Annotated in this window: 17 protein-coding genes; 9 read left to right on the plus strand and 8 right to left on the minus strand. The window is 48.1% G+C overall.

The features are described 5' to 3' along the window. Positions 1-68 precede the first annotated feature (68 nt). From C3F13_15900 to C3F13_15920, 5 genes are all read right to left on the minus strand, one after another. On the minus strand, positions 69-1,259 hold the full coding sequence (locus C3F13_15900) for a 6-aminohexanoate hydrolase (protein PWB50616.1): 1,191 nt from the start codon (positions 1,257-1,259) through the stop codon (positions 69-71). Between the two features lie 240 nt (positions 1,260-1,499). Further along, the gene (locus tag C3F13_15905; protein ID PWB50436.1) at positions 1,500-1,715 is read right to left on the minus strand and encodes a hypothetical protein; all 216 of its coding nucleotides are present in this window, start codon (positions 1,713-1,715) and stop codon (positions 1,500-1,502) included. Beyond that, positions 1,712-1,894: a hypothetical protein gene (locus C3F13_15910; GenBank protein ID PWB50437.1), complete on the minus strand. Its 183-nt coding sequence runs from the start codon at positions 1,892-1,894 to the stop codon at positions 1,712-1,714. Before C3F13_15910 ends, C3F13_15905 begins: the two co-directional genes overlap by 4 nt. 193 nt (positions 1,895-2,087) lie before the next feature. After that, positions 2,088-2,861, minus strand: a complete 774-nt coding sequence (locus tag C3F13_15915; protein PWB50438.1) for a DUF4239 domain-containing protein — start codon at positions 2,859-2,861, stop codon at positions 2,088-2,090. Between the two features lie 314 nt (positions 2,862-3,175). Continuing rightward, positions 3,176-4,207, minus strand: a complete 1,032-nt coding sequence (locus C3F13_15920) for a hypothetical protein (protein ID PWB50439.1) — start codon at positions 4,205-4,207, stop codon at positions 3,176-3,178. Between the two features lie 146 nt (positions 4,208-4,353). Between C3F13_15920 and C3F13_15925 the strand changes: the two genes are divergently transcribed. From C3F13_15925 to C3F13_15955, 7 genes are all read left to right on the plus strand, one after another. Further along, positions 4,354-4,698, plus strand: a complete 345-nt coding sequence (locus C3F13_15925) for a hypothetical protein (protein ID PWB50440.1) — start codon at positions 4,354-4,356, stop codon at positions 4,696-4,698. Positions 4,699-5,421: 723 nt separating this feature from the next. Next, complete coding sequence (locus C3F13_15930) at positions 5,422-5,805, plus strand: cupin (GenBank protein PWB50441.1); 384 nt, start codon at positions 5,422-5,424, stop codon at positions 5,803-5,805. 964 nt (positions 5,806-6,769) lie between these two features. Then, positions 6,770-9,451, plus strand: coding sequence for a helix-turn-helix transcriptional regulator (locus C3F13_15935; GenBank protein PWB50442.1), 2,682 nt, complete (start codon positions 6,770-6,772; stop codon positions 9,449-9,451). A 187-nt stretch (positions 9,452-9,638) separates the two neighbouring features. Then, positions 9,639-9,896, plus strand: coding sequence for a hypothetical protein (locus C3F13_15940; protein PWB50617.1), 258 nt, complete (start codon positions 9,639-9,641; stop codon positions 9,894-9,896). A 5-nt stretch (positions 9,897-9,901) separates the two neighbouring features. After that, positions 9,902-10,903: an NAD(P)-dependent alcohol dehydrogenase gene (locus tag C3F13_15945; GenBank protein ID PWB50443.1), complete on the plus strand. Its 1,002-nt coding sequence runs from the start codon at positions 9,902-9,904 to the stop codon at positions 10,901-10,903. Then, positions 10,896-11,258 (plus strand): hypothetical protein, encoded by a 363-nt coding sequence (locus C3F13_15950; protein ID PWB50444.1) that lies wholly within the window; start codon positions 10,896-10,898, stop codon positions 11,256-11,258. The genes C3F13_15945 and C3F13_15950 overlap by 8 nt, the downstream gene beginning before the upstream one ends. 120 nt (positions 11,259-11,378) lie before the next feature. Further along, complete coding sequence (locus C3F13_15955) at positions 11,379-11,969, plus strand: hypothetical protein (GenBank protein ID PWB50618.1); 591 nt, start codon at positions 11,379-11,381, stop codon at positions 11,967-11,969. A gap of 558 nt (positions 11,970-12,527) precedes the next feature. On the opposite strand, the gene C3F13_15960 is transcribed toward C3F13_15955, so the two are convergent. The 3 genes from C3F13_15960 to C3F13_15970 all read right to left on the minus strand — a co-directional run bounded on the left by C3F13_15960 (position 12,528) and on the right by C3F13_15970 (position 15,509). Further along, the gene (locus C3F13_15960) at positions 12,528-12,719 is read right to left on the minus strand and encodes a hypothetical protein (GenBank protein ID PWB50445.1); all 192 of its coding nucleotides are present in this window, start codon (positions 12,717-12,719) and stop codon (positions 12,528-12,530) included. 124 nt (positions 12,720-12,843) lie between these two features. Then, entirely contained in the window at positions 12,844-13,143 is a 300-nt protein-coding gene (locus C3F13_15965; protein ID PWB50446.1) for a hypothetical protein, read from the minus strand. A 1,115-nt stretch (positions 13,144-14,258) separates the two neighbouring features. After that, the gene (locus tag C3F13_15970) at positions 14,259-15,509 is read right to left on the minus strand and encodes a hypothetical protein (GenBank protein PWB50447.1); all 1,251 of its coding nucleotides are present in this window, start codon (positions 15,507-15,509) and stop codon (positions 14,259-14,261) included. Between the two features lie 206 nt (positions 15,510-15,715). Here C3F13_15970 and C3F13_15975 point away from each other — a divergent pair, with 206 nt between their 5' ends. Beyond that, positions 15,716-15,940 carry a transcriptional regulator gene (locus tag C3F13_15975; protein ID PWB50448.1) on the plus strand — a complete coding sequence of 75 codons (225 nt, stop codon included), beginning with the start codon at positions 15,716-15,718 and terminating at the stop codon, positions 15,938-15,940. Next, complete coding sequence (locus tag C3F13_15980; protein ID PWB50449.1) at positions 15,930-16,157, plus strand: hypothetical protein; 228 nt, start codon at positions 15,930-15,932, stop codon at positions 16,155-16,157. The genes C3F13_15975 and C3F13_15980 overlap by 11 nt, the downstream gene beginning before the upstream one ends. The last annotated feature ends 9 nt before the right edge of the window (positions 16,158-16,166 follow it).

Consider the following 16,166-nt stretch of genomic DNA (forward strand, 5'->3'; position numbering starts at 1 on the left):
GGCCGCAATGGAGCGCAGCGGAATTGCCGTCCGGTGAAGCGCCATGTTCGCCCATGTTTATGGGCTTGTTACTTTTTTATCAAATACTCGGCCACAGCTTGATAGGCGGGTAACGAGGTTGGGTCAATCTGCGCATTCTTCGCCGTGGGAAAAGACGCAAAACGCACAATAACCATTTGCGCAGTGGGATCGACGTAAATGGTTTGTCCATGAACACCACGTGCAGCAAAAGCACCATGCGTATTATGGAACACCCACCACATGCTACGGTAACTTCCGCCCTTAATCGCATTGTAGCCGGCCTTGGCAAAGGCTTTCTTATCGCCACCGGCGCGGATGTTCTCAACAACCTCATTCGGGAATAATCGTTGCTCATTGATCTTGCCGCCGTCTAGCATTAGAAGCCCAAGGCGTCCCAAATCTCGCATGCCAGCACTTAGTCCGCCGCCCGCAAAAGGTGTTCCTTTGGCGTCCACGGTCATATATCCATCCTGCTCCGCGCCCATTTTGGTCCAGATACGTTCCGACAGCAGGTGCGCAAGATCCTTGCCTGTGACTCTCGATATAATCCAACCAAGTGCGTCCGTGTTTATGGTCCTGTACCCGAAGGCCTCACCGTGGACGCCGTCCTGCTTGACGGTTTGTAGATATTCAAAATAGCCGTTTGGGCCCTTATAGCCCTTTGGTTTCGGTAACGGGCTCGCGGCCTTTGAATAAACCCAGATATCTGCCTTTGAATCGGAGTAGTTCTCACTGTGGTTAAGCGCCGTGGTCATGTCCATGACTTGGCGCACTATTGCGCTGCCGAATGCGCTGTTCTTAAGTTCCGGGATGATTGAGGAGACTTTCGCTGTATCGTCAAGCAGCCCCTCAACAACGAGGATCTCCGCCAGAAGTCCCGTCAGGGACTTCGTCATCGACATCGCAGCGTGCTTGCCCTTCTCGTGGAGACAACCAAAGTACTTTTCGTAAACAACCCGACCCCTGTGAATGATGAGCATGCCATCGGTGTAGTTGGCCGAAAGCGACTCCTTCCATGTCATCGGTTTGTCACCACCAAGTGGCGTGAAGCGCACGGTATCAATGCCTTCATCGATTGCGTACACCAACGGTACCGGTGAGCCGATACCACGATTCACTTCCTTTGTGGGCATCAGTTCCCGAATGTGGCATACCGTCCAACGCAATTTCGGGAAGCTAAAAAAATCGGATTCCGGCTGCATGATCAGGTTTTCAGGAGGCGGGGGGAAGCCCGTCATCCAACCCATCTTCCCTGGGTCTGAATTCTCAGCGCTCAACGGGGTAGCCGATTGCGTTGCGGAATGCTTGTGACCGCCAAACAAGGCCAGCATACCTAAAAACGTTACGAGTGCACTGCGTACTGAGTCCGGCATGGCTATTCCTCCGTGCGGGCTATAGGAGTACCTAGTCGGCAAAGGGCAAACTAGAGCATAACACGCCATCTTGTGGGATATTAACTTATGCAAAGTACTATTATTTTATCTGATATTCGCCAGGATGGTATCCAGTATCTCATCATGGCAAGACTGCTCCAACCCCGGTGTCTTGAGTTCTTCGACCAATTCCCGGAGTATGTTTTGTTGAGTCAGTTCCAGCCCACTCATAGGTAATTTCTCAGAACCGGGATCCAGGGTTGCTATGCCCTGGTAATAATCCTGGCGGAGTAAGGGATCTGATACCTCAGCGCAAATCATCTCGTATCAAGATGCTCATGACCCAGGTAACGTTGTAGTGAAGACACTGGCATACCAGAAGCCAACATCTGGCTGGCAAAGGTGTGCCAGAGACGTTGGGCTGTCACGTGTTCACCACAATGGCGAGAATAATGTACAACCCGATTTATTGGGTCTTGTTTAAGGTGCTCTTGATATATACAATAGAACCGTCAAAATGCTGATTTTTTACCATGCTAGGCAGCCCTGGTTGCAAATGGTATGAAGGAGGAAGAGCAAATCCAACCCTGTCCTGGGGTGAACATTCATCCCTTATGTGGGTGATGGATCACCTTCATTCACATCCCCAGCCAATAGAATAAATTTCGTTCTTTGGTATGGTTTTTGGAGCCCTTATTTCATCATTTCTGCCAAATTGGCCAGCATCTGGTTCTCTCGAACGAGACGAACAAAGCCAGAACTTGGGTATTCCACGTCTAGAATCACGTAAATAGTAAGCACGGTGATGGCTGCAAAGGCAATCATGTAGATGTATCGTGGATGTTCGACGGCACTAGCACTATAGCCTGCAATCCCGGCACAAGTCAGTGCCAACACTGACAACACAACCCATATAATGACTGGCGGGTGCGTCTGTATGGCAATCGACCGTGTTGTTACAATATCGATCATTTCATTAAGTGCAGGTAGCAGTAACAAGCGTGCAGCCTGGTACTCAGCTTCCCTACTTCCAACAACTGCCTGGTTCCAGATCTCGTCTTGCAGCGCCATAGTCCGGGTGATCTCTTCAGTCGCAGCCGGGATATCCTTAATGACTTTGTTGAATGCCACACGAGAAGCTAGGTACTCCCGGAAACTCTCTCGCAGGCCTGGCTGAACTTCTGGCGGTAACAGGTCCAATCGAAGATAAGCCGTGCCGATGGCATTGGACTCCTGGACAATCAACTGGCGCCTTGCATCGAGCCGCGAGAAAGCTCCATTAAAGGTAAAAGCAAGCATAAGTCCCAGTAGGGCAAAGATTGCCCCGGTGAGAGCTCCACTCCCCTCTGTCGCCACACCCGTTTCAACAGATCGCCATCGACCTAGCCGGTAGGCAAGGTAGGCAACAAGCAACATACCAAGGAAGAGAACTACACATCCGATCACAGAAATGAGCGTATAATTCATCTGTGCAACCTCATTAAGTCAACAGCTTCTAGTGCAGTGGTAACGAATGCGTCGATGGGGCAACAATGTATACCAGGCATACTCGTGTCCGCTGTCCACTGGCCGAATATATGTCCTGGATTCCATGTTTCCATAATTTTACTCTCATTCCCTCCAATCAGATGATCTTGATTGACGAGACTTACTCAAGTATAGATAGATTTCATCATTTTCGATCATTGTTCAACGACCAATCTCACCAATCCGGTTGTATGAGATAGTTTTTCCCGATCCACTTAAATGCTAAATACGGCTGGAGCATGTGAAGATGCATTTTATCCAGACAAACTATGCTCATAGATCTCTCGATATGGATACCTTTCTGGGAGCTTCATCACCACGGTCCTCGCGGTTCTGATGATCTTCCCCGCCAGGAAGATGTACTTCAAACGGAAGGTCTTGATCTGCTGCCGGTATTCCACTGCCGTTATGCAGTCAAGCTTGAACAGCTCATGTTTACGAGCATAAAATTGAGCCGCCGGAAAGATAGCCAAGTCAGATGCAGAAATAACTTTTTGTTGTGGATTAAATACCGATTTTCCGGATTTGATCTGTTCGTAAAGGTGAAGGGTAGAGATAGACGGCTCAACTCCTAGCTCTTTTTGTAGACGAGAACAGCATATTTCGAATTGGGATAAGGCTTTGCTGCGCTGGTTGTTCAGTGCAAAAATACGCATCAGTTGTTGGTGAGCTTCTTCTTGCCATGGTTCGAGCTCAATTTGATGCTGAATGTAGGATATGGCTGCCTGGTAATCACCTTGCTCTTCGTAATGAGCAATTAGATAACGCAGACCATGCAACACCTGCTCATGGAACTGCCCCCGTTTTTGCAATATCCACTCCTCAAATAGCGAACTGCCAATATTGGGGAAGCCTTCTAGGAAAGGACCACGATATAGGCCGATAGCATATTCCAAGGATTGGATCAGAGAAGACGGGGATGAGTTTGATTTGAAAACGTCTGCCGACAATCTCTGGTTAAATTCCTCAATATCCAGCCAGTGATCGCATTGAACATTAAATTGAATCGTTTCTCGAGATATTTTTAGAAATGGAGGGTGGGCAGAATCATCTTGAATTGCCCTGCGTGAGCTGGAAAGGGCAGACCGCAGATTGGTTAGAGCAGAATCCTGCGAATACTCCGGCCATAATAATCCCGCCAAAGCGTCTCGGCTATGAGGGAAAAAAGCTTCGCACGCCAGGAATACCAGCAAGGCTTTCGCTTTATTCGTTGCAAAAGAAAGAACAATCCCATCCTTAAGATAGGCCTGAAACCCTCCTAACAGGAAAAGATTAAGGTCAGCCATCCCCCCTTTATCCTAGCACTTCCCTATATTTATTAGATTATAGCCAAATTTCTTCCAGCTTTACAATCCATTTAACGATATTTTCACGGTTTTTATACACCCGCTTGCTATAATAATTTTAAATAGTTCGCCATAGGAGGATAACAATGAAAAAATGGGTTGTCTTTATCATCGTTTTTGTATTGCTAGTAAGTGTTGTGACCAATGTCTCAGCGGATCCAGGAAACGGGACGAATGCCTATACCATGCCAGCCAAGTGCGGTGGCGGCGAGATAACAGTCCAAATCTTGAACGACAGTTCACAGGCAAGCTTTCGTGTAGGTATCAAGGGTAGCGTCGGCATATTGAAAGCGATCTACATCATGATTGGCCCAAATTGGATTCCTATCTACAGCGTTCCTGGTACCGGGGTGTATGAACGTACAACAACTTGTGTGTGGGAAGAGGGCGGTTACACGTTTAAATCCGAGGTGCTTATTCCACACGACTAAAGGAAACACACCCAAAATAGAGCTCACTCAGCAAGAGTTGCGTGAGCTCAGATAATTTTCTTTTTTCAACCTGATTATTTACTCTTTATTAGCCTTCTCTTTTATGAGGAGTGGGGCGGATTCGAATCCGGGTTTCCTTGCGGTAACACACCCCTTGCGGGTGCTTACGATGAGGTAACCGAAGCATCGTGTAGCAGAGAGGAACCCGTACCCCTGTGCCCGCCTGTACAATCTTGGAGCGGAAGCGATGGTATGGAGTCACCGTCACCTGCCTTTAAGCGGTGCTGCATGCGGTGGACTCGATTCCCTGTAACCTTGTTGTTCGATATGTGTTAATTTGTTAATTGCTAAATGTTGATAGCTCCTTTTCAGGAGAGAGGGTGGAGATGCACTCGGCAGCCGATAAGTCCCCATGATACTATTCACTGCACACATCACCGGACGTAATTAACCTTGTAATAGAACTCTAAAAATGCAGAAGCCGTGCAGCCATAAGGTTCTGTTCATCCATGCCAATCTTGCTTTTTACTAGCTTACCTATCGTTTTATTTGCTCATCTACTCTTGTTAAGATGTTTTGGGAAATGGGGAGGGTGACCTTGATTTCTGTCACTGTTTCTCCCCCATCTTCTTGCTGTCAAATACTCACATATATTTAGTAGACAATTAATATCCGGTTTATATAATTATCATATTATCAAAGGATATCCACGTTGGAGGTCAATTGGTGACAAACAAAAAAGTGCACGTATTTCGATCAGGCGAAGGAAACATAAATACCACCCAAACCGTCGGGATGCAACGAGAGGAGCTGATTAAGTCAACAAATTCATGGGTTGGCTTCGTGAAAACTGAACCAAAATTCACCTCAGGCTGGCATCATCATGGTAACTATGATACTTATGTATACGTTATTTCAGGTGAGCTTAAGCTGGAATTCGGTGAAGCTGGAGAGGAAAGCTGTGTGGCAAAAGCAGGGGAAGTGGCTCATATTCCCAAAGACACGATTCATCGTGAATCAAATCCAAGTAATGAGGAACAAGTTTTGTTCGGTGTACGCCTTGGTGAGGGCCTGCCTGTATTTAATGTCGATGGCCCAACCAGATAATTATATTGATGTAAGGCATATGTAATGGACAAGAGCGAAACGATAAAAGGTTGCATTAATAGGCATTACATCATCGGAGTTAGCCATACGATAGAACGTCGGCATCCACAATTCTCAAGGCCAATACCAGATAAAGCACTTTACAGATGAACATAGATCTAAGATTGCGGTCTTTCCCAAGCTGACTGGATATGAGTCAATTGTCAGCGACGGAGTGGAGCCTATCACTGAGTACCCTTTGAGTGGATGAGGTTCGAACTCAGGTCCCAATCTGAGATAACCACACACCTAGGTTCACGTTCTAGTTATTTAACGTTCAAACCTTCCAAGGGGAACTTTCTACCGCATTCAGCTGAGAGGGTGGGATCCCGCTCAGCGGAGCGTAAAGTCAAATAAACCTTCCGGCTCTCGATTTGGATAAGAACCAATTTCAAAGAAAAGTATCTCCCACTTGGTTGTAGTCCATGCCTAAAACTACTTATTAAAATATTTTGGGTTTTGACTTTAAGCCCCATCTTCATTTTCCGTACTCTTCTACTCTTGTCAAGATGTTGTGGGACGTCGGGAGGGCGATTTTGACTTCCGTCACTGTATGTCCCATATCTTCCCCTATGTCACAAGTGTTCATTTCTGTACCTAGTTCAATGATTCAATAGCACTGCCCGGCGTCAGCGCGCAATCCATCCAATAGCTTCAATAGAATAACAAAATATGGATTCACATTCATCCAGAGGATGCGTTTTGATCCTACATCACAGCCGGGCCAGCTGCCATGACTCGCATAACCCCGTCTTTATACCCGCCGGAAGCCAGGGTGGCCAATATCACCGCACCCACTTTTACCAAATCCTGGCGAATGATGTCCGGTGTAAAAGGGGGTTCGCCCGTCACACTGATGTTGATAATGAGGGATTTCGAGGCCATTTTTCTCAGTCAACTCCTTGGAATCGCCTATAATTGATCTATGTCCGCTCAGATCTTAGCCACCAAACTTTATATCCCCCCACCTCGGTCTAAAATTGTCCTGCGACCGCGCCTGATCGAGCGGCTGAACGAGGGCTTACAGTGCAAGCTGACCCTAATCTCTGCCCCTGCCGGCTTTGGTAAAACCACGCTAATCAGCGAATGGCTTGCCGGTAGCAAGCGACCAGTTGCCTGGCTATCGCTGGATGAGGGTGATAGCGATCCCACTCGTTTTTTAACGTACCTCGTGGCTGCGTTGCAGACGATTGCGGCGAATATTGGGAAAGGGGTGTTGGTAATTCTCCAGTCCCCTCAGCCACCATCAACCGAATCTATTCTGACGATCCTGCTCAACGAAATTACCACCATTTCTGACAATTTCATCCTAGTGCTGGATGATTACCATGTGATAGATTCCCAACAAGTAGATTTCGCCCTTGCCTTCCTGGTAGAGCATCTACCCCCACAGATGCACTTGGTCATTACCGGCCGTGAGGATCCACATCTCCCCCTGGCCCGGTTGCGCGCCCGAGGTCAATTGACGGAGCTGCGTGCCGCCGAATTGCGTTTTACCCCCTCTGAAGCCGCCGAATTTCTCAACCAGGTAATGGGTCTGAACCTCGCGGTGGAAGACATCGCTACGCTCGAAACTCGCACCGAGGGTTGGATCGCAGGTCTTCAGTTGGCCGCACTCTCCATCCAAGGACAGGGAGATTTGGATGCTGCAGATTTCATCAAATCGTTCACCGGCAGCAATCGTTTCGTACTGGATTATTTGATTGAAGAAGTCCTGGAACGGCAGCCCGAAAATATCCAAACATTCCTGCTGCACACGTCTATCCTAGACCGTATGTGCGGTCCGCTGTGTGACGCTGTTTTAATATCTTCCTCTGCTTCAGGGCAGGAAACCCTGGAATATCTCGAACGCACTAACCTGTTCATCGTGCCGCTGGATAGCGAGCGGCGCTGGTACCGCTATCACCATCTCTTTGGCGATTTGCTGCGCCAGCGCCTGGGAAAACCCAAAGAATTCGCCGAATTCCACCTGCGCGCCAGCCAGTGGCATGAAGAAAACGGCGACCTGGGCGCGGCGTTCTTCTATGCTATTGCAGCCGAGGATTATGGCCGGGCCGCGAGGTTGGCTGAAGCGGCTTGGCAGGGAATGGAGGAAAGTTTTCAGACGGCCGGTTGGCGAGGTTGGGTGAAGAAGCTGCCAGAAGAGATCATTCGCTCCCGACCTGTGCTGTGCGTCCAGCTTGGCTGGGCTTTTTCGCTTGCCGGGGAGCCGGAAACCAGCGAAATTCACCTGCAAAACGCCGAGCAGGCCCTGGCTGGCGCAGTGGACAAGGCGGAACTCAAGCCCTTCCTGGGCAGTATTGCCCTGGTCCGCGCGTATAACGCCCAAACGCAGGGTAATTTCACCACAGCGATGAAATATGCCGAACAGGCCATCCAATTGATTCCCGAGAATGATTCCTACCGCCGCTCCCAGGCAGCTATGGCGTTGGAGTGCTGCCACTGGGCCAGTGGCAACCTGGAGTCGGCCATCCGAGCGATTGTTGATTGGATGGAAAGCATGACCCAGCTGGGCAATCACCTTTTCGTGGTCGCTAGCGCCTTTGGTGTAGCCGACCTGCTGGTAAGCATGGGGCGCCTAAGCGAGGCTGAGCGCACCTATCTGGATGCTTTGCAGCTTGCCGCCCGACACGGCCCAGAGGCCGAGCAAATTACTGCCCACCATCATCTCGGCTTGTCCATGATCTACCATCAGCGGGAAGAAGACACTCTTGCTGCTCATCACTTGAAACGAGCCGCCGAATTGGGTTTGCATACCACCCTAGCGGATTGGCATTACCGCTGGGCTGTGGCCCAGGCTCAATTGAAAGATGCAGCAGGCGATCTGGAATCCGCCCTCGTCATGCTCGACGAGGCCAAACGGGTCTATATCCAAACTGTTGTGCCTGACCTACACCCCATTGCGGCCATGAAAGCGCGCATCTATCTCAAACAGGGACAGCACGATAAGGCCCGGGCGTGGGCAGCAGAACGCGGGCTTTCGCTGGCAGATGAAGTCAGCTACTTGCATGAGTTCGAGCACCTCACCCTGGCCCGGCTGGAAATCGCCAACCCACTGGTCAACTCCCTGCTCTCACGCCTGTTGCAAGCTGCTGAAGAGCAAAAGCGGTGGGGCAGCACGCTCGACATCCTGATGGCGCAGGTGTTGGCCCACGAAGCGCAGGGTAATCGCCCCCAGGCTCTCGCCGGACTGGAACGCGCCCTGGCGTTGGCCGAGCCGGAAGGCTATGTCCGCCTCTTTGTGGACAATGGCGAGCCAATGCGATTGCTGCTGTTGGATTTCCGAACCCGGATTGAAAAACAACCAGGTGGCCGAAGCCATCCACTCCGGGATTATGTAGAAGTACTCTTATTTGCCTTTGAGAAACCAGCAGAGAAGCAATCTATAGCCAGCCGTAGATATTCCGGACTCTTAGAGCCTTTGAGCGAGCGCGAACTGGAAGTGCTCAAACTGCTCCGAAGCGAATTAAGCGGTCCAGAAATTGCCCGACAACTGATCGTGTCGCTCAACACGCTCCACACCCACACCAATAACATTTACAATAAGCTGGGGGTCAACAATCGCCGGGCAGCCGTCCGCCGCGCAGAGGAACTCGATTTGTTATAGCGGATACACAATCATCACTCTGCCCTGGCAGGTGGTTCGAGCCACCTGCCAGGGCTTTTTATTTCAATCACAACCTCCAAATAAATAAATCACCACATCAATCAACACATATAGTGATGACGCCTCACCAAATTGAGCAGTATCCTTTGGGCAGATAAACAACGAAAGGAAAAACACCCTACACATGATGAGTGACAAACAAACATACGACGAAAAACATAACCAACCACAGCGCTACGAGATCCGCCTCAAGGGACACCTGGATGACCGGTGGGCTGAATGGTTTGAGGGCCTGACCATCACGCTGGAAGAGAACGGCGACACGTTTTTAACCGGTCCGGTGGTCGATCAGGCCGCGTTRCATGGCTTGCTCAAAAAAGTGCGTGATTTGGGGATCCCGCTGCTTTCAGTAAATCTCGTTCAATCTCAACCCAAAAAGGAGTAGAAAAAATGAAAGCGATTGTATACACAAAGTACGGCTCGGCCGATGTCCTGCATCTCCAGGAGGTGGAAAAGCCCACCCCAAAAGACAATGAAGTGCTGATCAAAGTTCATGCCTCAACTGTCACTGCTGGAGACTGCAACGCACGCGGTTTTGTCTTTGTCCCGCCTGGCTTTGGTTTCCTGTCACGCGTAATGTTTGGCCTTCGGAAACCCAAGCAACCTATCCTCGGAACGGAATTGTCGGGCGAAATTGTCCAAGTTGGCAAGGATGTCAAACTGTTCAAGCAGGGTGATCAGATCTTTGGTATAAGTGAAAAATTTGGCGCATACGCCGAATACGCCTGCATGGCTGAAGACGCCAGCCTGGTCATGAAACCAGCTAATTTGACTTGCTCAGAAGCCGCTGCAATTCCATTTGGTGCCAACACCGCACTCTATTTTTTGAGAGATATGGCAAAACTTCAATCCGGGCAGAAGGTTCTGATTATTGGTGCTTCGGGTTGTACCGGTGTTTATGCTGTCCAGCTCGCCAAATACTATGGAGCTGAAGTTATTGGCGTGTGCAGTACGAGGAACCTGGAAATGGTACTTTCACTTGGGGCAGACCATGCAATCGATTACACGAAAGAAGATTTCACCCAGAACGGCGAGATATATGATGTTATTTTTGATATGGTCCCAGGCAAGTCTTCGTTTTCACGCTACAAATCGTCCCTTAAACCCAACGGGCTATATCTAGCCGGGGCAGGTGGTTTGGAGTCATTGGCTCAAATGGCCTGGACTACGCTGACCGGCGGCAAGAAAGTGATCGCTGGGATGGCGCCCGACCGTGTAGAAGACTTGGTTTTCCTCAAAGAGCTGCTTGAGACCGGGAAACTCAAACCGGTGATTGACCGGCGCTATCCCTTGGAGCAGACCGCCGAGGCGCACCGCTACGCAGATACGGGACGTAAACGCGGCAGTGTGGTCATTACGATCGCGAAACAGGAGGGCTCATCTCATGGATAAAAAAATTATCCTATCCGCAACCTGGGTGGTCGTCACGCTAATTTATCTGTATGGTGATGTCTTGCGCATCTACTATGGAGGCGACAAGGCAAAAATGTTGGCTGGCATGAATTTAAACCAGTTCGTTTGGCTGGGAATCGCGGTTTTGATGTTGACGCCCATCCTGATGGTTTTCCTGACCCTAGTATTGCCGCAACCTGCGAGTCGCTGGGCGAATATCATCGTGGCCGCCTTCTTTTTCCTGTTCAACCTGGTTGGCTTGCCCACCTATCCACCGTTATTTGACAAATTCCTGCTGGCGGTCAGCATGGGATTCAATGTGGTCACGATCTGGTATGCGTGGAATTGGAGCTAACATCTTGGAGTTTGCTAAGCAGTATGGCTGACTACCCTACGCAGGGATCGATTCTTCAAAATCTAGAACAACAGAAGGATGGAAAGAATGAAAAGGATCTTTATAATCACAATTATTTTGATGGCGATAACAGCCTGCACAGGATTACAGTCGCAGGAACCTGAACTTACCGCGACGGACATTCCTCAGGTGAATATGCCCAATCCTGCCTCGGTCTATTGCGAGCAGAATGGGAATAAACTTGAGATTCAAACGGCTTCCGATGGTAGCCAAAGTGGAATATGTATTTTTCCAGATGGCAGCACCTGTGAAGAGTGGGCTTACTTCCGGGGAGAGTGTGGTCCCGCAGCACAAGTTAGCCCAAATCCTCCTACGACTGTTGAGGCAACCTCAGAAGCAGGTGGCGGCGGTCCAGTAGAAAACGCCTCAGGCGGTTATATTCCACCCGGTACTACGGAAGAGTTAGCCGATTGGTGGGGCGTCATCAAGGGTAATGCACCAGGTGCAGAGTTTGATGACTGCTTCGAGCGGCAAGATCTCGGGCAGATCATCTATTTTGGCATCGATTCTAGAGACCCAGCAATTGAATCCCAGATTGTAGCGCTGCGCGACAGCGGGAAGATCGTCCATCTTTATGGCACCCTAGTAAGCAATGTGCCTGATTGTAACGGTTCTCAGGTCCAGGTGGATCGCATCGAAGTTGAAGAGTAACGATCGACACATCCTGAGTAATCAGCCATCCCGTTGGCTGATTACTCTCGATCTACTATAAGGGTTGACTATGAACCTGCTGGTTAAGATATTGGTGATGTTTGGAAGCTGTGCTTCCATCGGTTTTGGAATATGGCACTTTTTTGTTCCCAAATCATGAAATTGGTACTCATATATTGATAGCAATTCAACAGAGTTGGTCGCCGCTGTAGATAGAGCAAGGTTTTTTCTGTAATTTTTTATTACGCCTTTATAAGTAATCTATAAGTACTGAAGAATAACCCAAAAACCAACCGTGGAAAATCAAATAAGATGATGCTGCCCATTATTCCGCAAGCACTAATATATATACTCTTATGACTCATTCTCTTTTTGGGAGTTTTTATTCTTGTAAATTGTTCTAAAAAGATCGTAGATCGAAATACATCAATGGACGGGACATTTGTCCCTCTCCACGCGGGACACATGCCCATCGACTATTACCAAAAAATAAAATACAATCTTTTTAAACGACAACAGATAGAATAATAAGAAAACCCCTCTCCAATAGGAGAAGGGCTAGTTTAGTTTACAAGCTGCGGAGAGGGTGGGTATGCACTCAGCGGAGCGTAAAGTCAACCGAGCCTTTCGGCTCTCGATCTGTTGAAAAACGGATGTGGAAGTGCTAAGATTTACCCTGTTGTGCACCTTCCACACGAGATCGCTTAGAAGCTGCTTAAAGATCTCACTTCTTACAAGCTTACCTATCATTGTATATGCTCCTCGGCGATTGTCAAGGTATTGTGGGACATCGGGAGCAGGATTTCGACACTGGTGCTTAACTATCTGGAGTCTACCAGTATGTCACTAATGTTCATTTCCATTACTTTACGCTCTATCCAATAACGCCTTTCGTTGTCCAGGCGCAATCCGTCCAGGATCGAAAAAGCGGCTCGTAATCCGAACTCTGCAGAAAACCAAATATCCGGAAGTGATAATTCTTCTCGACTACCACACGTGCGCCTAGGTTGCCCTTCGGCACCCGGATTGTGACGATATCGACCGCATCCTGGACTTCGTTGAGCGGCTTCTGTGGCAGGTCTGGGTCACGGTAGCAAGCCAGTCGGAAGAGCAGGTCATCGGCATACTTCCAGGTCCTGACGACAATCCCTTCTAGAACGACATCATTGATCATTGCAACCTCCATTGATGAGTGGTTAATATAAATTAGCCGGAACAATTCTCCAGCAGGAGTATCCCGGCCAACGTGTGAGCGGTATTCGAATACACCAATCAGAACGTGAGTATGACGCCTGAGCCCGGGGGGGTCGTGTTTCATTGCTCAGGCTATGGTAATCATACAAGATTACGGCTTCATAGTCGATTCGGAGATGGCTCGTCAATGGCGGGACACATGTCCCAATATTCCAAATACTTGTAATATTCCGAAATTTGTCTGTTCTAGCTTTATTTAGCCGATGAATGTTTTGTTTTATCTCAACTCTTCGATAGAAAAAAAATGAACAATATTTTCAGAAGCAGGATGAAATCCAACCCAATCGATTAGCAGTTGATGGCTGACATCACAAAAGCCATATCGCTTAGAATCACTGCTAATACTATCAGGACTCGAGCCCACGGGCTATTCAATACGATGGAGAAAATACCGGGGTAAAAAGGAAAAAATAGCGTCTATTAAGTCTAAAATGTGCCAAAATCACCGTATAACTCGCTGCTCTCCTTGCATGCTATTTCAGAATAACTGTACCCGAATTGGACACGCAGTGTACCCATTACGCATCCATTCATCGTTGGGATACCTGACCCCGATTGAGTTCGAGCTCGCCTATCGGCTCGCTCTCACTCAACCAATTTAGGGTACCCCCTAAGAATCCCTAAAAAAGTGTCCAGATAAATGGATCCATTAAACAATACCCCCGTGTAAATACTAAAACAGTTGTTTACTGCCATTTTTACCGGTATAAGTAAATCTTCCTGCAATATTGACATTTTTTGACATTTTCAATAGTGGAACAAGCCTCCTCATAACAATGTACGAATTATCGCTTTCCTACAACAAGAATGAGTCAATTGCTAGAAAGTATATAGTACTAAAACATTGATATCGAGTATCTATAAGGATCAAACATCATGGATATTTACATAAATCGATAATATCTGAATGATGATTGCGCCTGTCTCCGTACTGACACCCGGAAGAATGTAAAGCATACTGTTAGATAAAGTTCAAAAGTGAACACCTTTAAAGTTGAAAAGTGAACCATTGCTCCTTAACAACTGAATTAAAGTTCAAAAGTGAACTCGCAAACCTTGCAATGGATAGACCACAGAATGCACCATTTTCTGCTGCCACCAAAGCCGACATTCAAAAGTTTGATGATCAAGATCCGGCACCAGGTGAAGCTCGACATCTTCGCGCAGTGGTACTTTAGGTACTTCAATACTTTTGTTGAATACCGAAATTCGTCGATATCCATCCACGATGCGTGTATCACGCAAGCAAAATACATCTTTGAGTGAGGTGTATGGTTTGGGTAGTACAAAGGGGCGAAACAGGCTATTACCGAGTTGTTTGGCTTTGGCAAAACGGATGGCGGGGATTTCACCTGTGGTTGAATGCACCTGGTGGTTATTATAGCGGTCGATTTCTTCCTTCAAGACGCTACGGACCTCCTCCAGGCTAGTCAGCTTCTCCAGAGCACAGGTTCGGACAATGCGATCCTGTAACCAACGGTAAGGTCTTTCTACCTTGCCTTTGGCTTGAGGAGATAGGGCATAAGTGACCTGGACACCCATGATGCGCATCACCTGGCGCCATTGGGGATCGACATCATCAGTTTCCAGGACATGATTGCGCCAAAAGCTATCTCGATTCTGGATAAAGCGAAAGACACGCAGGTTATCCACATAGTAACTCAAAGGAACCCCGTAGGTCTGCATCAGGCGCTGAGCTGCTTGAATATGGCTCCAGGAAGTCTCTTGCGGGAAGAAATCCGCGAACAAGAGCTTGCGACTGTAGTCGTCAATGGAGGTGATCAAAGTCCATTTCTCCTGAGCATAAGGTGACCACAGGTGCAAGGAGGCATCGTGCTGAACCAGAGCCCCAATCGCCGTGGTTATCACTTCACGATCGTGAATCTTTACCTTGTGCCGGGGCTTATAACAATTCAAGCGTTTGGCTCGTTCGATGATAGTCGGTACCGATATCCTGATGTCCTTTTTGCGAAGTCGATCGCGTAGAGCTGAGTAGTTGTACTCGTCGATGGGCAAACGGGGATCCTCAATCAGGTCTTTATCGCGGCGCAATTCCTGCTCGATCTCCATTTCGACCTGCTCTGACAGCTTAGGAGAACCGGTACGAAGGTAAGCAATGGAGAAGGTCTCTGGGTTAAGACGATATGCCTTCAACAGGGTAAAAAAACGGGTTTTACTCACTCCAATAATTTCTTCTATCTCCATGCGTGTCATCAGGCCTTCACAAAAGCGCTTGAATAATAATCGGATCTGTTCGTCGGTGAATCGTTTGTGTAACTGGGTCATCGCATCCTCTTTTTGGTGAGAAATCTACCATGACCAGTTCACTTTTCAGCTTTAAATACTCAGTTGAAGCGCTTTACCATGAGTTCACTTTTCAGCCTTAAACAGTTCACTTTTGAAGTTTAAATGACACAAATGTAAAGCATACTTGACAAATAATAGAATTTCTGTATAATGATGTAAAGTGTACTTTACATAGGAGAGAATGAATGGGAGAAGATGTATTTACCCGTATTCGCGATTTTCGTGTGCACCGTGGGCTGACACAGGATGAGCTGGCACAAGCCGTGGGTGTATCCCGACAGAGCATCATCTCGATTGAGCGCGGCCGTTACACTCCTAGCCTGTTCTTAGCGCTACGCTTTGCTCAATTCTTCCAGTGTTCAACCGATGAACTTTTCAAGCTTAATCAGGAGGATCACTATGTTAAATAACCTGTTTTCCAATTGGTTTGGGATGGACGAACGCTTCATCATGCACCGCTATATCTCCACCCGCTGGTCGGTGATTGTGGGAGTGGTTTTAATGGCTGCCTGGGTGAATTATGAATTCATAGCCAATGATACGCTGCGAATCGACCTGCTGGTTTTCCTGGGAGCAATGCTTGTCACCAAGATGGCAGTCATGATCTACTACCGGCTGACGCACTGATTAGCAAGC

This window comes from Anaerolineales bacterium (assembly GCA_003105035.1).
In the GTDB taxonomy this organism is placed as follows: domain Bacteria; phylum Chloroflexota; class Anaerolineae; order Anaerolineales; family UBA4823; genus FEB-25.